At 71.1% G+C, this 18,973-nt stretch carries 17 protein-coding genes; 9 read left to right on the top strand and 8 right to left on the bottom strand.

What is annotated here, in order from left to right; all coding sequences use genetic code 11:
• Positions 1 to 59: 59 nt before the first annotated feature.
• On the bottom strand, positions 60 to 1,559 hold the full coding sequence (locus tag ACFCZ1_RS08630) for a hypothetical protein (RefSeq protein ID WP_376677646.1): 1,500 nt from the start codon (positions 1,557 to 1,559) through the stop codon (positions 60 to 62).
• A 167-nt stretch (positions 1,560 to 1,726) separates the two neighbouring features.
• On the opposite strand from ACFCZ1_RS08630, the gene ACFCZ1_RS08635 reads away from it, so the two are divergent.
• Positions 1,727 to 2,398, top strand: coding sequence for an HAD family hydrolase (locus ACFCZ1_RS08635; protein ID WP_376677647.1), 672 nt, complete (start codon positions 1,727 to 1,729; stop codon positions 2,396 to 2,398).
• A gap of 225 nt (positions 2,399 to 2,623) precedes the next feature.
• On the opposite strand, the gene ACFCZ1_RS08640 is transcribed toward ACFCZ1_RS08635, so the two are convergent.
• Positions 2,624 to 3,193, bottom strand: coding sequence for a hypothetical protein (locus ACFCZ1_RS08640; RefSeq protein WP_376677648.1), 570 nt, complete (start codon positions 3,191 to 3,193; stop codon positions 2,624 to 2,626).
• A gap of 820 nt (positions 3,194 to 4,013) precedes the next feature.
• Between ACFCZ1_RS08640 and ACFCZ1_RS08645 the strand changes: the two genes are divergently transcribed.
• The 3 genes from ACFCZ1_RS08645 to ACFCZ1_RS08655 are packed head-to-tail and all read left to right on the top strand — an operon-like array spanning position 4,014 to position 6,226.
• Positions 4,014 to 4,673, top strand: coding sequence for a hypothetical protein (locus ACFCZ1_RS08645; protein ID WP_376677649.1), 660 nt, complete (start codon positions 4,014 to 4,016; stop codon positions 4,671 to 4,673).
• Between the two features lie 35 nt (positions 4,674 to 4,708).
• A complete protein-coding gene (locus ACFCZ1_RS08650; RefSeq protein ID WP_376677712.1) occupies positions 4,709 to 5,584 on the top strand; it encodes a glycosyltransferase family 2 protein in 876 nt (291 codons plus the stop codon).
• Positions 5,585 to 5,635: 51 nt separating this feature from the next.
• Positions 5,636 to 6,226 carry a DinB family protein gene (locus ACFCZ1_RS08655; RefSeq protein WP_376677650.1) on the top strand — a complete coding sequence of 197 codons (591 nt, stop codon included), beginning with the start codon at positions 5,636 to 5,638 and terminating at the stop codon, positions 6,224 to 6,226.
• Positions 6,227 to 6,452: 226 nt separating this feature from the next.
• Here the strand turns inward: ACFCZ1_RS08655 and ACFCZ1_RS08660 are convergent, their stop codons facing one another.
• Complete coding sequence (locus tag ACFCZ1_RS08660) at positions 6,453 to 7,190, bottom strand: hypothetical protein (protein WP_376677651.1); 738 nt, start codon at positions 7,188 to 7,190, stop codon at positions 6,453 to 6,455.
• 340 nt (positions 7,191 to 7,530) lie between these two features.
• On the opposite strand from ACFCZ1_RS08660, the gene ACFCZ1_RS08665 reads away from it, so the two are divergent.
• Positions 7,531 to 8,943, top strand: coding sequence for a hypothetical protein (locus ACFCZ1_RS08665; protein WP_376677652.1), 1,413 nt, complete (start codon positions 7,531 to 7,533; stop codon positions 8,941 to 8,943).
• A gap of 192 nt (positions 8,944 to 9,135) precedes the next feature.
• On the top strand, positions 9,136 to 10,389 hold the full coding sequence (locus ACFCZ1_RS08670; RefSeq protein WP_376677653.1) for a PP2C family protein-serine/threonine phosphatase: 1,254 nt from the start codon (positions 9,136 to 9,138) through the stop codon (positions 10,387 to 10,389).
• Between the two features lie 83 nt (positions 10,390 to 10,472).
• On the opposite strand, the gene ACFCZ1_RS08675 is transcribed toward ACFCZ1_RS08670, so the two are convergent.
• From ACFCZ1_RS08675 to ACFCZ1_RS08685, 3 genes are all read right to left on the bottom strand, one after another.
• Positions 10,473 to 10,895: a CBS domain-containing protein gene (locus ACFCZ1_RS08675; protein ID WP_376677654.1), complete on the bottom strand. Its 423-nt coding sequence runs from the start codon at positions 10,893 to 10,895 to the stop codon at positions 10,473 to 10,475.
• Positions 10,896 to 10,961: 66 nt separating this feature from the next.
• Positions 10,962 to 11,342: a hypothetical protein gene (locus ACFCZ1_RS08680; protein WP_376677655.1), complete on the bottom strand. Its 381-nt coding sequence runs from the start codon at positions 11,340 to 11,342 to the stop codon at positions 10,962 to 10,964.
• A gap of 231 nt (positions 11,343 to 11,573) precedes the next feature.
• The gene (locus ACFCZ1_RS08685) at positions 11,574 to 11,819 is read right to left on the bottom strand and encodes a hypothetical protein (RefSeq protein ID WP_376677656.1); all 246 of its coding nucleotides are present in this window, start codon (positions 11,817 to 11,819) and stop codon (positions 11,574 to 11,576) included.
• Between the two features lie 292 nt (positions 11,820 to 12,111).
• On the opposite strand from ACFCZ1_RS08685, the gene dnaK reads away from it, so the two are divergent.
• The 3 genes from dnaK (at position 12,112) to ACFCZ1_RS08700 (ending at position 16,897) form a co-directional block, all read left to right on the top strand.
• Positions 12,112 to 13,974: a molecular chaperone DnaK gene (dnaK, locus tag ACFCZ1_RS08690; RefSeq protein ID WP_376677657.1), complete on the top strand. Its 1,863-nt coding sequence runs from the start codon at positions 12,112 to 12,114 to the stop codon at positions 13,972 to 13,974.
• A gap of 215 nt (positions 13,975 to 14,189) precedes the next feature.
• The gene (locus ACFCZ1_RS08695; RefSeq protein ID WP_376677658.1) at positions 14,190 to 15,617 is read left to right on the top strand and encodes a lipase maturation factor family protein; all 1,428 of its coding nucleotides are present in this window, start codon (positions 14,190 to 14,192) and stop codon (positions 15,615 to 15,617) included.
• Between the two features lie 80 nt (positions 15,618 to 15,697).
• Entirely contained in the window at positions 15,698 to 16,897 is a 1,200-nt protein-coding gene (locus ACFCZ1_RS08700) for a D-alanyl-D-alanine carboxypeptidase family protein (RefSeq protein ID WP_376677659.1), read from the top strand.
• A gap of 48 nt (positions 16,898 to 16,945) precedes the next feature.
• On the opposite strand, the gene ACFCZ1_RS08705 is transcribed toward ACFCZ1_RS08700, so the two are convergent.
• The gene (locus ACFCZ1_RS08705; protein ID WP_376677660.1) at positions 16,946 to 17,392 is read right to left on the bottom strand and encodes a hypothetical protein; all 447 of its coding nucleotides are present in this window, start codon (positions 17,390 to 17,392) and stop codon (positions 16,946 to 16,948) included.
• A 201-nt stretch (positions 17,393 to 17,593) separates the two neighbouring features.
• Positions 17,594 to 18,823 carry an aromatic acid exporter family protein gene (locus ACFCZ1_RS08710; protein ID WP_376677661.1) on the bottom strand — a complete coding sequence of 410 codons (1,230 nt, stop codon included), beginning with the start codon at positions 18,821 to 18,823 and terminating at the stop codon, positions 17,594 to 17,596.
• Positions 18,824 to 18,973: the final 150 nt, after the last annotated feature.

Raw genomic sequence — 18,973 nt, forward strand, 5'->3', positions numbered from 1 at the left:
CGGGAGACGCCGGGGGCGGCGGGACGCTCAGGCAAGCACGCCCGCGGCCGACCGAGGAACTACCCGCCCTTCAGCCGACGGCCGACCTCCTCCGACACGCGGCGCTGCAGTTCGGCGAGTTCCGCGGCGCTGTAGGCACCGAGATCGCCGACGTCACCGGCGGCCTTCCCGCCCTCGCCCTGCTTCTTCTGCTCCTCCTGGCGTTTGAGCTCCTGTTCCTCCGGTGATCCGGGCACCGCGTACGCACACCGGATGAGCGCTCCGTCAGCCGCCTTCAGACAGGTCGCCTCACGGCCGCCGACCTGACCCCTGCCCTCCACCCGGTACCGGATGTTCTGCTCGCTGCCGATGGTGGCCGTCCAGGTGCTGCCGCCGGTGGGCACGACCTCGAACACCATGTCGTCGTTGTAGCAGCAGACGTCCCGGTACTCGGCCTTGATCAGCGCGACGAGTGCCTTCGGTGACGACCACGTCGGATCGAGGCGGTGGACGGTCAGCGGGGCGAGGCCGCCGCCCCGATGGCGGGTCGGCACCGTCGACACGGCCACGACCGAGCTGGCCTCCCCCTGCGGCGTGAGCGGGGTGACGTACGCGCTGCTCCCGGACCCGTCGCGATACTGCAGGGTGAACTCCGACTCGTTGCCGGCATTGGCGCCGTCCTCGGAAGCGTCCCAGCCGCTGCGCTCGAACCACCAGTCGGCGAAGCTGCCGACCGCGGCGGTGGCTTCCCGCTGACGGGCCGCGAGGCTCAGCGGATAGGACGGGCCGGGTACCGCGGTCGTGTCGGTGGTGATCGCGAGCTTCCCGGTCCGCCCGTCGTAGAGCGCGAGTCCGGCGGGCCGTTCGGTCACCACCAGGATCCCGGTCTGGCGCTTGAGGGGCACGACCACGACCGGTGCGCCGCCCGAGCAGGTCACGTAGGCGTCGTCGGCATCGAACCGGACCCAGCGCTCCTCGGCCGAGATCTTCCGGCCCAGGTTGTGGCCGAACCAGCCCCCGATCCGCGCGTCCGCCACGTCCACGTCGAACGCGCAGCGCTGCTGGCTGCGGCTGTTGCCGCCCAGCGGGATGTCCTGCACGAGGCCGACTTCGTAACCGGCCAGCCAGCCGCGCCGTTCGACCAGAGTGGCGAACCTGTCGGAGTCGGGCAGGTAGGTGATGTCCGAGATCTCGCCGGTCACGTCGCCCAGGTGCGGAGCGGCCTGCGCCTTGCCGACCACGTAGGGCGCCCGGGCCGTCAGCTCGGCCAGCGGCTCGGACACGATCCGCACGTCGTCCATGTACGCGCGGTCCTGCAGGTACGCGCCGTAGACCAGCCACGAGACGGCGAGCCCCAACCCGACGACGGCGCCCAGGCATCCGAAGGCCACGGCCGCGTCCGACCCGCCCGAGCCCTGCTCCTTGCGCCGCCGCAGCCGCTTCACGACCAGCCACGGCAGTGCGACGAGCGCAGCGAACAGCAACGGCACGGCCAGCCACGACACGATCTTCCGCAGCTCCCAGACCACGATCGTGGTGTAGTACGAGGCGTACCACAGGGCCAGACCCGCCAGAATCACGGGTATCCCCACGCGCAGTGCCCGACCCATCAGCGCCCCCCGACGTCCGTTCCCCCGATTCTGCACGGCGGACCAGGACATGTCAGCCAGAAGGACGAAGCCCGCGCGCAGGGACATCCGTGGAGTCCGGCCGACGGTGTCCAGTCGCCGGCTGACATGATCAAGGCGTGATCAGTGAACCGTCACGGCCCGGAGCCGTGAAGTACGTCCTCTTCGATGTCGACGGCACGTTGATCGATGCCGTCGACAACCAGCGCCGGGTCTGGCGGACGTGGGCGCAGCGGTACGGGCTGGATCCCGACGAGGTCTACCGGGTGGCTTTGCGGACCAGGCCGGTGGAGACCTTCGCGCACGTCGCCGCCGACCGGGACCCGCGGGAGTGCCTGGCCGCACTGCACGAGCTGGAGGACGAGGACGTCCGGTCCGGTGTCTACGGGGCCTTCGACGGCGCCGCGGAACTGCTGGCCGCGCTGCCGCAGGGCCGCTGGGCGCTGGTGACGTCGAACTACGAGCATCGGGTGCGCGGCCGCTTCGCCCGGACCGGCCTGCCGCTCCCGGAGGTCCTCGTGGACGCCGCCGCCGTCGAGGAGGGCAAGCCGTCGCCGGTGCCCTACCTGCACGCCGCGGCGAGACTCGGCGCCGACCCGAAGGACTGTCTCGTCATCGAGGACGCCCCTTCCGGCGTGCGGTCCGGGCTGCGTGCGGGAATGACCGTGTGGGGGGTCAACGCACCCGTGGCCGTGGACGGTGTGCACCGTCACTTCGGAAGCCTGCGCGCAGCGGTTCGCGACATCCTCGCGTTCGCCTCCGGCGCCCGCCCGGGGCCGTCGTCGGGCTGAGCCGGCGGCACCTGCTCGCGTCGTGCGCGTTGGTGCTCCTCGAAGCGGACGACCTGCGCAGGGCCGTCCACCGCACACCGGACGTCCTCGTCCGGGCCGTGGAACTCGATCGCGAACGCACCCTGCGCCGGACCCGGTTCCTTGCCGTCCGGGCGTCGTTCCGGGGCCGTCGCCACGGATTCCGTGTCGCCCGCCGCGAGCCACGGCGGGACGGGCTCATCGAGTTCACCGACCATCTGGCGACGCTGCTCGCGGATCCGCCCGCCGGCTCTCAGCCTCGTCCGACAGACCGAGGTCGTGACGCATGGCGGCTCTCATGGCTCGGAGGAAGTCCCAGACCTCGTGCTGGGCACGGGCTGCGGTCTCCCTCGTCTCGCCGGGTCCGGGGGCACCGCGTTCGAGGCGTTTGACCTGGCCGTAGACCGTGGTCAGGGCCTGGTTGACGATGCTCGCCCGCATGAGTACGTCGTCGGAAGCGGTCATCTGCGCCTCGGAATACCGATCGCGGTGGGCGTTCTTCGCCTCTTCGAGTGCCCGGCTGTCGGACTCCTCCACGCGGCGTTCTCCGAGCACGTGCAAGTGGCGGTTGAGTGCGGTGGTGAACTGCCGTGCATCACGGTTGAGTTCCACGTAGCAGGCGCGTCGGCGCGAACGGCTCTCGCGGACCTCTTCATGGCCGCGAACCAGCTCTATCTCCCGGCGTTTCGCCCGTTCGAGGCCGCGCTGGGTGAGCAGCGCTCCTCCGAGGGTTCCTGCGACGCCTGCCACCGCGATGAGCACCGAGCCGAGTTCCACCGACGCACCCCCGTGAAGTCCTCCGGCCTCGTGCCCCCTGCGCAAGACCTGGACCGCCATTCTGCCGTGGGCCACAGGGCCGGTGACCTTGTGTGCCGCGGCTCCCGGGCAGGGGCGGTGGCGCATCTTCGCCCCAGACCTCGAGACGTTCCGAACCAGGACGACGTCGACGCGGCCGCCGCACGCACCGGTACTGGGTGACCGCGGTGAATTAGGCATGGGAATAAAGGTCCGTGCACAGGCTTTTGCCGACGCTCTGAATCGTTCCGTCCGAATTCCCCTTCCATCGGACGCCCGGATGGTCGGTGCAGTCGCACGTCTTCGCGGTGGCGTGTCCGCCGTGGGGCTTCGCATCCGTGCCCGGGCAATTCCTGCGGTTCCGAATCGACCGCGTCGGCCGGGCGCCCCCCGGCTGGGACCGGCCTGCAGCAGAACCATGGCCGTGATCAGGGAGTTTGCGGCGGCTCCGGACAGAGCTTCCCTTCGTGCGTGCTTTGAATTCCCCTCGGTTGAGTGGACCGATTCTGCCGCTGTGCTGAATGGAACCAAGAAAGGTGTCTTTGCCGGGCGTTCGCCGCTCCCGGCATTCGGTCGCCCCCTCCGGGACTGGTAACTTGCCGTCATGACCACTCCGCAGCCGCCGTACGGACCGCCGTTCCCTCCGCAGGGGGGCGGGCAGCAATTCCCGCCTCAGCAGCAGCCGTACGGGCCGGTCCCGGGCTCGCCCGGCGCGTATGGTCAGCCGCCGCAGTATCCGCATCCGCATCCGCATCCGCATCCGCATTCGTATCCGCAGCCGTATCCGGCCCCGTACCCGGTGATGCCCCCGCCGCGCCGCAACCGCACCGGACTCGTGGTGGGCATAGTCGTCGCCGCGCTGGTGGTCCTCGGAGGGGTCGGAGCGGGAGCCCGAAGCCTCGCGGGCGCATCCGGCACGGGGTCCTTCCCCGCCGCCGAGTACAAGCTGACGGTCCCGAAGACGCTGCTGGACGGCCAGTACGAACTGCAGTCGGACGAGTCGGCGGAGGCGAAGGAGGAAGCGGCTTCGGAGCGGGCGCGCGAGGCCCGGGGCGCGCGCAACTCCCAGCCCGTGATCGCCCAGTACGAGGGCGCCTCTGCCGCCGGGACGACGCTCACGGTCACCGGGTTGTACGGCCAGTTCAAGGACACCGATGTCTCCCGGGACGGGCTCCTCTCCGGGGCCACCAAAGAGGAGGGCGTCGCCACCGCCGTGCCGGCCAAGGACGTCCGCCCTGCCGGTGCGGAGATGGCCGTGCGCTGCCAGGTCCTGGTGGTGACCGATGAAGGCGTGAAGTCCACGATGCCCATGTGTGCCTGGGGCGACGCGAACACCGCAGCCTGGGTGGCAGTGATCACGCCCGAGATCGTCCGTCAGACACCGCAGTCCGTCGTCCTGGAAAGCGTCGCGCGCACCACACTGAAGGTCCGCACCGAAATGCGTCGGCCACTCGACAAGTGAGTGACGACCGCGCCACCGACGAGGAGCTCACCGCAATGTCGTTGCCACGCATCGGAGTCGTCGTCGTCACGATGGGCACGCGCCCGCGGGAGCTCGACGCTCTGATCGCTTCCGTCATGCGGCAGGACACGCCGCCCGTGCGGGTCGTCCTGGTGGGAAACGCGACTCCTCTCACCCACGTCCCGGCCGGCGTGACAAAGATCCCGCTCGAAGAGAACCTGGGCTGTCCCGGCGGCCGCAACGTCGGGCTGAGTCTTCTGTGCGAGTCGGGCGACGTGGACGTCATCATCGAGCTGGACGATGACGGGCTGCTCATTGCCGACGACGTGTTCCGCAGGGTGCAGCAGCTGTATCTGGCTGACCCCGCGCTCGGGATCGTGTCGTTCCGCGTGGCCGACGAGTTCGGAGAGACCGAGCGACGCTGGGTGCCCCGGCTGCGTGCCGGCGATCCCATGCGCCGGGGGCTGGTGACCTCCTTCCTCGGGGGCGGCCACGCCCTCTCGGTGCCGATGCTCGACGCGATCGGCCTCTGGCCGGGGCAGTTCTTCTTCGGTCATGAGGAGACCGACCTGGCCTGGCGGGCGATCGACGCCGGATGGAAGATCCTCTACGAACCCGAGCTCGTACTGCAGCATCCGAAGACCTCCCCGGCCCGGCACGAGGTGTACTTCCGCAACACTGCGCGCAATCGTGTGTGGCTGGCGAAGCGCCGCCTCCCCCTCCCCCTGATGCCGGTGTACCTGGGCGTATGGACGCTCCTGACCTTGGTGCGAATCGGCTCCCTGTCCGGGCTGAAGTCGTGGACCGCCGGATTCGTGGAAGGGATGCGCACATCGGGCGGTCCCCGCAAGCCGATGAAATGGCGCACGGTGTGGCGCTTGACCCGACTCGGCCGGCCGCCGGTCGTCTGACGTGCGCGGACCCCCGCCGCGTTGTCAGTGCCGAGTGGGAGACTGCCCGGCATGACCGAATCGAAGCCGAAGGCCGACCTTCTCCGTTACCTGCAAGTCGCCCGCGAGGCTCTGCTGTGGAAGCTCGACGGGCTCTCGGAGTACGACATCCGGCGTCCGCTGACGCCGACCGGAACGAATCTGCTGGGGCTGGTCAAGCACGTCGCCAGTGTGGAACTGGGCTACTTCGGGGAGACGTTCGGGCGCCCGTCCGGTGAGCCGCTGCCCTGGTTCGCGGACGACGCCGAACCCGCCGCGGACATGTGGGCCGGTGCCGACGAGTCGCGCGAACAGATCGTCGGGCTGTACCACCGGTCGTGGAAGCACTCGGACGCCACGATCGCGGAGCTGGCGCTCGATGCGACGGGCCACGTGGCGTGGTGGCCGCAGGAGCGGAGCGAGGTGACGCTGCACCAGATCCTGGTGCACATGATCGCCGAGACCCACCGGCACGCGGGGCACGCCGACATCGTCAGGGAGCTCATCGACGGGACGGTCGGTCTGCGCGAGGGGAGCGACAACATGCCGCCGGGTGACCGGTCGGTGTGGGAGAAGCACCGGCTCCGGCTGGAGCACGTCGCCAGGGAATTCGGCGACGGCTGATCGCGTCCTGGGTCGAGGTCGAGGTCGAGGCCGTGGACGGGCGCGGCAGGACCAGGCCGCCACGCCCGCCGCCGCCCCTGCCCCGATCCTCACAATAGGCCCCTGACACGCTGCGCATCGCCGCATGACCCGACGCCCGCCGCCCGGACGGACGCGTACACCCGCCTGGTCCGCTCGCGCGGCGTCGACCGGGTTCCCGTCGGGCGGCGCGGACCGGCCCGTCGGCTCAGGAGACGGCGTACCACTGGCTGGCCCAGCCGGTGTTGATGGTGCTGGTGGACTGTTCGGCGAGGTTCACGGTGGCCGGCAGCGAGGTCTGACCGGTCAGGACGGTGCTGTACCGGAGCTTCGGCGGCGTCAGACCGGCATTGACCGAGATGCCGGCCCCCGTGGACTTCAGCGTGAGGCCGTTGGTGGCCCAGTTGCCGTTGAGGAGCAGGGCTATGAAGTAGGTGCCGGGGGCGGCCGTGAACGGTTTGGCGAGGGGCAGTGGCTTGGCGATCGCGTCGGTCATCAGCTGGGGCGAGATGTCCGCGGTCGCCGCGACCAGGGTCCCGGAGGCGTCGTACACGCCGAGGTAGCAGTTGGCGAGCTGGGCGTTCGGATCGATGCCGGCCAGCCCCAGCCAGATGTTCGACCAGGTGATCTGCTCCTTCAGGACGATCCGCACCAGGGTGACCCGCCCGCCGACCCCGGCGGACGACTGGGCCGTGACGTGTCCCGCGTCGTTGGGATCGCCGGTCCACGCCAGCAGGTTCTGATCCTGGGGCCGGGGCCCCTGGTACCCGGAGTCGGACCCGGATCCGGTGCTCTGCGCGGCCGTGGGGGCTGGCGCGGGCGCGGACGCTCCGGATGTCACCGCCCCGCGCGGGCCCTCGCCCTGTGCGGTGCAGCCGGCCAGTACGAGCAGCGCCGCGAGCGCGGCGGCGAGGCCGGTCGTGGCGGTGGTGGTGCGGGTGCGCATGGTCCCCCCGTGAAGTGCGGATGTGCTGACGGGCCATGGTCACACGGGCGGATCCCCGGCGGGGGAGGGGCTAGGGCCCTGGGGCGGAGCGGAACGCGGGCCGGGCCGCGCCCGGCCGCACGTCCAGTTCACCGGCAGCCTGCGCCGGCCGGCAGCCGACGGCCCGCTCCGGCCGGCTGCCGGCGATGCGGACACAGGTAGGTGAAACTTCAACCGGCTTGTGCTGGGCGCGAGTTGGCCGGATCTCAAGGTGACTGCCGTTGCGTGCCCATGGCATGATCAACCTTGACGTTACCTACGGGTAACACCACTTCCCCCCCAATCCGAAGGTCACACCTCCTTGCGCACGCTCGCCCGACGCCTCCTGCTCCCCGGCCTGACCGCACTGGCCCTCGCCGCCACCGGCTGCTCTTCCACGGCTCACACCAGCGCCGCCGACGAGGCGAGAAAGCCCACCCCGTCCGCCTCGACGACCGACGGCACCCAGCAGCTCGAAGTGGCCGCGGCGCCCGAGGCGTCGGCCACGCCGACGGCCGTGGCCCGTGCCCGATCCGGCAAGGGCCAGCCCGAGAAGTCCTCGCTGAAGGTCGCTTCCTACGACAAGGCGAGCGGACGGGCCGTCATATCCACGCCCCCGCAGGAGCGTCCCGGTTCGCCGAGCCACTCCCCGTCGCCCGGCAAGCCGGTCGCCGACCAGCCCGTCGCCGTGGACGACGTCATCGCCAGCGCACCGGCGCCCGGCGCCCCCGACGGCCTCCTCGCGAAGGTGACCGAGGTCGTCGGGAAGACCGACCGCGGCGTCGAGGTGAAGACCGCTCCCACGACGCTGGCCTCCGTCCTCAAGGAGGACAAGGCCGACGGCAAGGTCCCGGTCGACCCGGCGGCGGTCACCGTCGAGCCCCTGATGAAGGGCGTCACCTTCTCCTGGGCGAAGGGCCAGGGCCTGAAGTTCGGGCCCAAGGGGGCGGAACTGCCCCTCGGCAACCTGCGCCTCGACGTGAACGCCGCGGTGGACACCACCGAAGGTGCCCCGGTCTCGGCCGGAGCCTCGGTGTCCGGCTTCGTCCAGCTCGCCCCCAAGGTGGAGTTCTCGTACGACGGCAGCTCGGGCGGCGGCATCGGTCCGAACTCCGCCTTCCTCGGCATGAGCGGTGACTGGTCCTCGCAGTGGGAGCTCAAGGGCCGCGCCGCGGCCAGCACCGGCTCGCCCAAGCGGATCCCGTTCGCCAAACTGCACAGCGCCCCCGTCATCCAGGTGGGCCCGGTGCCCGTCGTCGTCAATCTGGACCTGACCTGCTACGTCCAGGTGGAGGCCGACGGCCGCGTGACCCTGGACGTGCAGCAGGACGTCAAGGGTGACTTCCGCGTCGGCGGCAGCTACGCGTCGGGCAAGGGCTGGACCCCGGTCAGCACGTCGGCCGTGCAGAGCTCGCCGGTCAAGGCCAGCGTCACCGCCGCCGGGCGCGTCAAGGGCGCCCTCGGCGCCGAGGCCTCCGTCGGCCTCTACGGCGCAGTGGGCGTCTCGGCCGACTTCGCCCCGTACCTGCGTGGCGAGGCCGACGTCAAGGCGAGCGCCTCCACCGACGGCAAGACCTCGGTATCCGGTGCCTGGGCCCTGTACGGCGGTTTCGACCTGAGCGGACAGCTCCACCTCCAGCTGTCCCTGTTCGGTACGCCGGTCTTCGAGCGCCGCATCCCGCTGGGCGCCCTCAACAAGGAGTGGCCGCTGGCCGGCGGCCAGACCGGACGGTAGCCAGCCGATGGCCCGGCACCCCAGGTGCCGGGCCTTCGCGGTGAGGCACGCTCTCACGCGGAGTGCCGGGCCGATCACCCCCGAAGCGGGGCCGAACGGCCCGGACGAACCTCCGCGACCGGCCCGTTCCGGCTCCCGCGCCTATCGTGAGAGCAGCAGGTGCCAACGGTCTCGCGCGCGGGCAGGTGGATCGTGAACAGACCCGAAACCGACTACAAGGCGGTCTTCCGAGCCCTCCCCGGGGCCGTCGCGCTACTGACCCCCGACCTGATGTACCAGGATGCCAACGAGGCGTTCCTGATCATGTCCGGGCGCACCCGCGAGCAGGTCATCGGCCGCTATCTGTTCGACGTCTTCCCCGACAACCCGAACGATCCGGCCGCGACGGGCATGCGCAACCTGAACGCCTCCCTGCAGCGGGTGGCGGCCACCGGCGAACGCGATTCGATGGCCCTGCAGCGCTACGACGTGGAGAGTTCCGACCGGCCGGGGGAGTGGGAGGAACGGTACTGGAGCCCGGTCAACGTCCCCGTCTTCGCCCCCGACGGCACCGTGGCCCTGCTGCTGCACCGCGTCGAAGAAGTCACCGAACTCATCAGAGCCCGCGGTGCCCGCGGCAGCGGGGGCAGCGGGGGCGGCGGCGGTGCCCGCGCCCAGGTCTTCGAAGCCGAGCTCTACACCCGCGCCCGGGAACTCCAGGAGGTCAACGAACGTCTGCGCCAGGCCCACGCCCGCGAACGCGAAGTGGCCCTCCACCTCCAAGAGGCGATGCTGCCCGCGCCCCGCCCGCTCGGCCACCACCAGGCCGCCGTGCGGTACCGGCCCGCCACCGGCGCCCTGAACGTGTGCGGCGACTGGTACGACCTCGTCGACCTGCCCGACGAGAACCGGACGGCCATCGCCGTGGGCGACGTCGTGGGCCACGGACTGCGCGCGGCCGGCGTGATGGGCCAGCTCCGCAGCGCGCTGTCGGCCGCCTCGCGCGTCGCCGGCGGCCCCGCGCGGGCCCTGGAGGTCCTCGGCCTGTACGCCCGCTCCGTCGAAGACGGCGAATCCACCACCGCCGTGTCCGTCTTCATCGACTGGAACAGCCGGACCCTCACCTACAGCAGCGCCGGGCACCCCCCGCCCGCACTCTGCGCCCCCGACGGCACCGTGAGCTTCCTCGACCAGGCCACCGACCCCCCGCTGGGTGCCCGCCCCGAACACATTGCCCGCCCCCAGGCGGACACCGCGTTCACCGAGGGCTCCGTCCTCGTCCTCTACACCGACGGACTCATCGAACGCCGCCGCGAAGACATCGACACGGGTATGCGAAGGCTCGCCGATTCCCTCGTACGACACCTCACCTTGGAGCCCGACAGCCTGGCCGACGCACTGCTGGCCGACCTCCTTCCGCCCGTCGGCATCACCGACGACACCGCCCTGGTCGTCCTGCGCCTGTGACCTCGGCCGAGGCCTGCAGCCGAGGCCTCCGCCCGCCCTCGCCCGCCCGCCCGGACGCCCGCCCGGACGGGAGGGCGGGCATGTCAGTTGTCGGGTTCCGCGGCGGAGATCGCGGAGAGAGCGGAAGCCGGGTCCTGTTCGACCGCCAGATCGCCGAGGGTCACGACGCCGACCAGCACGCCGTCCTCGGTCTCCACGGGCAGGCGCCGCAGCGCGTGCCGGCGCATGAGATCGACGGCGTGGTCGACGCCGTCGTCGGGCCGGACGGTGACCAGCTCATTGGTGCAGACGGACTGCACCGTGGTGTCGGAGGGGTCCCTGCTCTCGGCGATGGCGCGGATGACGAGGTCCCGGTCGGTCAGGATGCCGCGCAGCCGGCCCTCGTCCACCACCAGGACGTCCCCGATGCCGGCGTCGCGCATGACGCGTGCGGCTTCCGCCAGTGACGTCTGCTTCTCGACGGCCACCGGGCGCTCGGTCATCACCTCGTGCACCTGTCGGGTCATGGCTCCTCCTGCCGCCGGCGGCCGTACGCGGGCCGCCGGGTCATGGCCGCGGCCATGGCGGTCTCGTCAGCTGCTGGGAATCGGGGGTGGTTCGAGCTGTCGCGGCTGGGCGTGTGCGGTGGCGCCCAGCGGCCGGGCGTCCTGCCGCTCGGGCCGGTGACCGGCCGCGTCGGTGATCCTCAGGCGTGGTGTGTGGTCCGGTCCCGGCGCTGCGGGAATGAGCCTGCGGGCCAGGAGGCGGCCGACCCAGTGGCGCCCGCACGCCGGGCAGGGTGTGGCTCCCGCGGGGGTGTACGGGGAGGGCACGGCGATGCCGTCGCGCGAGAAGTACTCCCAGATGCCGCCCTGATCATCCGTGTACTGCTGGACGTCGTAGTCGATGCTCCACTCGTACCAGCACCGGCCACAGGTGAACTCCACTCGCTCCAGTGCAAGTCCCGTGATCATTCGTTCTCGCCCCCTCTCGGATGGCCGGCGCTTCCCGACGTGATCGCGGTCGCGTCCGCGAGCGTTCGCGGCGCGTCGCCCTATGTGACCGATATACCCCTTATCGGGATATCTTGACAATATTCGGGGAGGGGTTTTGGGGAGGCGGTCGTGAGGGCGGGGTCCGCGCGGGCCCCGGAGGTGAGGGTGATGGTTCGGTGCGACACCCACGCAGCCGCCCGCGCGGTGCCCTCAGGACTCCAGGGCGTAGGGCGGCTCTGCCGCACCCGGCGGCACGCGGTTCTCCATGGCCGCCCGGAAGGCGCTCATACAGGGGACGCAGTAGCGTTCCGCCACTCCCTCGGACAGGAGCGCGGTGACGGTCAGGTCCGGCGCCAGGGTGTACCCGCACAGGGTGCCGGTGGCCGGGATCTTGGCTATCACGTGCCACAGCATTTCGGATCCGCCAGGGGTGGACTCGGCGCGCATCTCGTACATGGGCGTGCCCTTCTGCCGTCGGCGGCCGGTCGGTGAACGCCGGCCCTGAAGTCCATGAGAGGGCCCTTCCTCCCAAGAGGCCAACCGGGGTAGGCCAACGGGGGGAAGAAGGGGTGCGGCAGGTTTGGCGGAAGGGCCGCCCGGGGTGCGGCGCCGCGTCCCGGCAGTTGACTTGAGCGGACTCTTGTCAAGTTTATTGATGCGAGCTATACAGGTGGTATCGCCACCCTGTACTCCGGGGCTCAGGGCTCAGGGCTCAGGGCTCAGGGGTCGCGCCTGAGAGGAGCGGATGATGGTACGGGCAGTAGGAATCGACCTGGGTACGACCAACTCCGTCGTCGCGGTTCTGGAAGGCGGCGAGCCCTCGGTCATCGCGAACACCGAAGGAAACAGGACGACCCCTTCCGTGGTGGCCTTCGGCAAGGGCGGGGAGGTCCTGGTGGGGGAGGTGGCCAAGCGGCAGGCGGTGACGAACGTCGACCGCACCGCGCGGTCGGTCAAGCGGCACATCGGCGAAACGGACTGGCGTTTCCCGGAAAGCGGCGGCATCGACGGCAAGCGGTACACGGCCCAGGAGATTTCGGCGCGGGTCCTGCAGAAACTGAAGCGCGATGCCGAGGCCTATCTCGGTGAGGACGTGACGGACGCGGTCATCACCGTTCCCGCCTATTTCAACGACTCCCAGCGCACCGCGACCAAAGAGGCGGGCGAGATCGCGGGCCTGAAGGTGCTGCGGATCATCAACGAGCCGACCGCGGCCGCCCTGGCGTACGGGCTGGACAAGGGGAACGACCAGACGATCCTCGTCTTCGACCTCGGTGGCGGCACCTTCGACGTGTCGCTCCTGGAGATCGGCGAAGGACTGGTCGAGGTCAAGGCCACCAACGGTGACACGCACCTCGGCGGTGACGACTGGGACCAGCGGATCGTCGACCACCTCGTGCAGCAGTTCCGGAACGGCTACGGCATCGACCTCTCCAAGGACAAGATGGCGGTCCAGCGTCTGCGCGAGGCCGCCGAGCGAGCGAAGATCGAGCTGTCCTCCTCCACGGAGACCTCGATCAACCTGCCGTACATCACGGCGTCCGCCGAGGGCCCGCTGCACCTGGACGAGAAGCTCACGCGCACCGGGTTCGAGCAGCTGACCGCGGACCTGTTGGAGCGCTGCAAGGGCCCGTTCCACGACGCGATCAAGGACGCGAAGATCAAGCTTGCGGACATCGACCACGTCATCCTCGTGGGCGGCTCGACGCGCATGCCCGCCGTGACCGAACTGGTCAGGGAGCTGACCGGCAAGGACCCGCACAAGGGCGTCAACCCGGACGAGGTCGTCGCCATGGGCGCCACCCTCCAGGCCGGTGTGCTCAAGGGTGAGGTCAAGGACGTCCTGCTCCTCGACGTGACCCCGCTGTCCCTGGGCATCGAGACCAAGGGCGGCATCATGACCAAGCTGATCGAGCGCAACACGACCATCCCGACCAAGCGCTCCGAGATCTTCACGACGGCCGAGGACAACCAGCCGTCCGTGCAGATCCAGGTCTACCAGGGCGAGCGCGAGATCGCGGCGTACAACAAGAAGCTCGGCATGTTCGAGCTGACCGGCCTGCCGCCGGCCCCGCGCGGCGTCCCGCAGATCGAGGTCTCCTTCGACATCGACGCGAACGGCATCATGCACGTCACGGCCAAGGACCTCGGCACGGGCAAGGAGCAGAAGATGACCGTCACCGGCGGCTCCTCACTGCCGAAGGACGACATCCAGCGGATGGTCCGCGAGGCCGAGCAGCACGCCGAGGAGGACCGGCGCCGCAAGGAAGCCGCCGAGACCCGCAACAGCGCCGAACAGCTCGTCCACCAGACCGAGCGGCTGCTGCGGGACAACGCGGCCAAGATCCCGGCCGACCTCAAGACCGAGGTCGAGGCCGCCGTCGCCGAGCTGAAGGAGAAGCTCAAGGGCGAGGACACCACCGCCGTCCGCGCGGCGACCGACAAGGCGGCCGCGGCCGCGCAGAAGATCGGCACCGCTCTGTACGCCGCCGCCCAAGGAGCCGCGGGCGGCGGCGGGCCCGCTGCCGACGCCGGGCCCTCCGGCCCGGACGAGGACGTCGTCGACGCGGAGATCGTCGACGACGACAACGCGAGGGGAGGCACGGGATGAGAGGTCGACCGGCCGACCTGCACCACGGTGCCGCGCCCCGGCTACCGCGTCGGGCAGCACCTGTCGGGCAGCACCTCCCGCGCCCGGCCCGGGTCGCGGTCGGCGAGCCGCCCGACCGGGCCCGCACGGGCCGCTGCACAGCTGGAGCGCGACCGGCGGCGTCCGCCGAATGACCGCTGCGGTCCGAGGGCAGGGGCCGTGACAGGAGGGCTGCTGTGGAGTGGTTCACCGATGACACGTACTGGCTGGGCAGGCTGGTCTTCCAGCGCGGGCTGGCAGCCCTGTACTTCGTCGCCTTCCTCAGCTCCGCCAACCAGTTCCGGGCGCTCATCGGCGAGCGGGGGCTGCTCCCGGTGCCGCGGTTCGTGGCGGCGGTACCCCTGCGCCACTCGCCCAGCATCTTCCACTTCCACTACTCCGACCGGTTCTTCGCGACCGTCGCCTGGACGGGCACGGCCCTGTCCGCGGCCCTGGTGGCGGGCGCGGCAGACCTCGTGCCGCTGTGGGCGTCGATGCTCCTGTGGGCACTCGTATGGGCGCTGTACCTGTCGATCGTCAATGTCGGTCAGACCTGGTACGCCTTCATGTGGGAATCGCTGCTCCTGGAAGCCGGCTTCCTGGCGATCTTCCTGGGCAACGCCAGGACCGGGCCCCCGGTCCTGGTGCTGTGGATGCTGCGCTGGCTGCTGTTCCGTCTGGAGTTCGGCGCGGGGCTGATCAAACTGCGCGGCGACCCGTGCTGGCGCGACCTGACCTGCCTGTACTACCACCACGAGACCCAGCCGATGCCGAGCCCCCTCAGCTGGTTCTTCCACCACCTGCCCAGACCGCTGCACCGGGTGGAGACCGCCGCGAACCACTTCGCCCAGCTCGGAGCCCCCCTGGCCCTGTTCGCGCCGCAACCCGTCGCGAGCGTGGCCGCCGGGGTCATCGTCGTCACGCAGCTGTGGCTCGTGGCATCCGGCAACTTCGCCTGGCTCAACTGGCTGGCCCTGCTGCTCGCCCTCACCGCGATCGACGGCGGGCGGGCCGCCGCGGTCCTGCCGCTGCCCGGCCACGCGGCGCAGGCCGCCCCGCCCGCCTGGTACGAGGGCACCGTGCTGGCCGTCACCCTTGTCGTGGCCGTGCTCAGCTACTGGCCGGTCCGCAACCTGCTCTCCCGGCACCAGGTGATGAACGCCTCCTTCAACCCGCTCCACCTGGTCAACACCTACGGAGCCTTCGGCTCCGTCGGCCGGGTCCGCCACGAAGTGGTGATCGAGGGCACCGACGAGCAGGAGATCACCGACGACACGGTGTGGAAGGAGTACCGCTTCAAGGGCAAACCCGGCGACGTACGCCGCCTCCCACCGCAGGTCGCCCCGTACCACCTCCGCCTGGACTGGCTCATGTGGTTCGCCGCCCTCTCGCCCGCCTACGCGGCGCCCTGGTTCGGAGCGTTCATCGGAAAGCTCCTGGACAACGACCCGGCCACCCTCGGACTCCTGCGCGGCAACCCCTTCCCCACCTCCCCGCCCGCCTGCATCCGCGCACGCCTCTACCGCTACGAGTTCACCGGCCGGCGCGAGCTCCGGAGCAGCCGGACGTGGTGGCACCGCACGCTCGCGGGCGAATTCCTTCCGGCGGTCACGAAGGCCCGATGACGCCGTACCGGGGCCTGGCCCACCGCACGGTCGGCTCACCCGGCACTGCGGGCGGCCCGATACGTTCCTACGCTGGCTGAATGAGCATCAGATCCTCTGGTCGCAGAACCGGCTCCGGCGTGGCAGCCCTCGCCGTCGGAGCGTCGGTCCTCCTCGCACCGACGGCCACGGGCCTCCCGCGAGCCGATCCGCTGCCGCCACGACCCGCCCCGTCCGTGGGCGCGTCGCTGTTGCACCGCTCCGGGACCCATGTGCGGGCACGGCAGGGGGCGCCCGAACTGCCCGACGACGTCTCGGCCCTGTCGTGGCTGGTCGCGGACGTCCGTACGGGCGAGGTGCTCGCGGCCCACGACGCACACCGCCCGCTGCCCCCGGCCAGCACCCTCAAGACCCTCTTCGCCCTCACCGCGCTGCCCCGTCTCCCCGCCTCCAGCCGGCACACGGTCACCGAGGCCGAGCTGGACGAAGTGGCGGAGGGGAGCAGTGTGGTGGGTGTTTCCGCAGACCACACCTACCGGGTGGCGGACCTGTGGCGGGGCGTCTTCCTCAGCTCGGGTAACGATGCCGTGCACGTACTGGCCGAGATGAACGGCGGCTGGGACGTCACGGCGGCGCAGATGCAGGCCAAGGCGCGCGCATTGGGCGCACGGGACACCACCGTGGTCTCCCCGGACGGCTACGACGCGGACGGCCAGGCATCCTCGGCCTACGATCTCGCGGTCTTCGGCCGTACGGGCCTCGCGGACCCCGCCTTCGCCGCGTACGCCGCGACCGCCGACGCCCGCTTTCCCGGCGGCACCCACAGCGACGGCAGTCCCACCTGGACGTTCGGCATCGAGAACACCAACCGGTTGGTGACCGGCGAAGACGGGGTGGGCCGGTACCCCGGGATCGTCGGTGTCAAGAACGGCTACACCTCCCAGGCGGGCTACACGCTGATCGCCGCCGCCCGCCGGGGCGGACGCACCCTGCTGGTGACCGTGATGAACCCTCAGCGGGGCGGCGGAAACGCGGTGTACGAGGAAGCCTGGTCCCTGCTGGACTGGGGATTCGACGCCGCGGGACGTGTGGATCCGGTCGGATCCCTGGCCCCTCCGGCGTCCCCCGCGGTGGTGCGCGCCGTCACGGCTCGCGCCACCGTTCCGGAGCGCCCCCGCACGAGTACGCACACGGGCTACGTCGCGTCGGCCGTGTTCGTCGTCGCGGCGGGCCTCGCCGGGGCGGCCGTCCTGCGCCGCCGAAGCAAGCGGCGCGGCGCGGCTCAGGCACGTCTGCCCTGAAGGGGAACGAGCGGTGGCACTGCCGTACGGAGCAGCGCGCCGGCCGGATCAGGCGGTCCGGCCCGCGTCCGCTTCGCGGTGCATGCCGTGGCACAGCGCCCAGACGACGAAGAGGTTGACGGCGACCAGGACCAAGGCCCACAAGGGGTAGTACGGGATCCACAGGAAGTTGGCGATCGCGCCCAGTCCGGCGACGAAGACGCCGAAGTAGCGCGCCCACAGGGCTCCGCTGAGCACGGCGCAGCCGGCGAGGACGATGACGATGCCCAGAATGAGGTGTACCCAGCCCCAGCCCGCCAGGCTGAACTCGAACACGTAGTGGCGCGTCGCGAGGAACACGTCGTCCTTGGCGATGGCCGAGATCCCCTCGAAGATCGCCATCGCCCCGCCGAAGATCATGAAGGATGCGGCTACGACGGTGGTGCCGGATGTGGGCGCGTGCCAGGGACTCGGGTGTGCGTCGCTGGCGTGGGCTCTGCTGGCGTCACTGGCCATTTTCGGTCTCCATGGGTCGCGGAGCCGGCCCGGCAGGCCGGGACCGGCTGTATCCCCCGACTTCAGCGTGTCACGGCGGCCTTCCATCGGCATTCCGGCCTGCGACGCCCGGGCAGGCGCGGTGCATCCGGCGTCGGCGACGAGTTCCGCGGCCGGGTCCGGAAACTCGGCGCACGAAGAACGCAGCGGAGCGGGCGGCCACTATCCACCCGAACCGCCCTCGAACCGGTTCGGCTCCCGGCCCAGGCGCTCGGCCATCCGGTGCAGGCGCGGAAAGCGCTCCCGCTGCTCGCGGGCGTGCCGGTCGAGCTCCTCCAGGAGCCGTTCGGATCGCTTGTCGACCCCGAGCTCGTCCAGCACCCGGTCCGCTTCGGCGAGCAGCGCCCCGTGCAGCTGCCATTCCCCGGGATGGTCGCGGACCTGCTCCAGCAGGAGTTCCGCCAGGTGCTCGCGGCTGGCGCGCGCCGTGCCCAGCTCCTTGGTCAGCCGGGCCTCGGCCTCCTCGGCGTTGGCGCTGACCTGCGCCGTGATCAGCTCGGCGAAGGCCTCCACGGCCATGGCCATGTGGCCGTACAGGTCCCGCAGGGCGCCGCTGATGGCCGGCGGCAGAAGGGGCTGCTCCACCCGCACCTTGGCGAGGTCGGTGAGGGTCCGGCAGGTCACGCGCAGGACGACCGCGCAGATCTCCAGTGTGTCGAGCCCGGTGCGCAGCACCAGACTGAAGAGGGCGCCCTCGCGGACGCGGGGATTCAGGCGCAGACTGTCCTCCGCCTGCCTGAGGGCGGCGTCGACCTGGGTGATGTCGTTGTCGAGGCGGCGCGCCTCGTGCAGCCGGGCGGCCGCCTCCGCCACCGTCGTGCTGCCGCCCAGTTCGCCGCCGATGTGCTGGAGCAGGGTACGCATGCGCGCGGCGAGGTCGGTGATGGCGTCACTGGCGGGCTGCACCCACACGGGCGGAACGAACAGGACGTTGAAGAGAAGGCCGACCGCGGCGCCGATCAGCGTCTCCAGCACCCGGTCCCACGCGGTGTCCGCCACTCTGGTCACGCCCAGGACCAGCATGGCGCTGATCGCGACCTCCGGGACGAACTCGCCCGCCTTCACCACGCGGCCGATGACGAGCGAGGCCAGGATGATCAGGCCCAGACTCCACCAGGTCAGCCCCACCAGGGCGCTGAAGCCGATCGCGATGACGACTCCGGCGACAACGGAGTTGACGCGGCGGACCCCGGTGGTGAGCGTGGTGTAGAGCGTCACCTGCACCACGAGCAGCGCCGTGAGCGGCGCGGTGAGAGGCGCCGGCTCGCTGCTGAGCTGGAGCGCGACGACGTACGAGACGACTGCGGCGGCGGTGGAGCGGAGCGCCTGGGTGACGGCGGGCTCCTGTCGCCGCTGTACGAATTGCCGTAGCGGGGCCATTGTCCGGGTCATACCCCTGCCCCTTCCCTGTCGGCCCCGGCACACGCGCCGCCACCCCGTCGGGGGGGGGGGGGCGCGGGGGGGGCGCCCGCCCCCCCCGCCGGGGGGGGGCGCGGGGGGGGGCCGGCGGGGGGGGGCCCGCGCGCGCGCCCCCCCCCCCGC

This window comes from Streptomyces sp. NPDC056224, assembly GCF_042267665.1.
Lineage (GTDB): Bacteria > Actinomycetota > Actinomycetes > Streptomycetales > Streptomycetaceae > Streptomyces.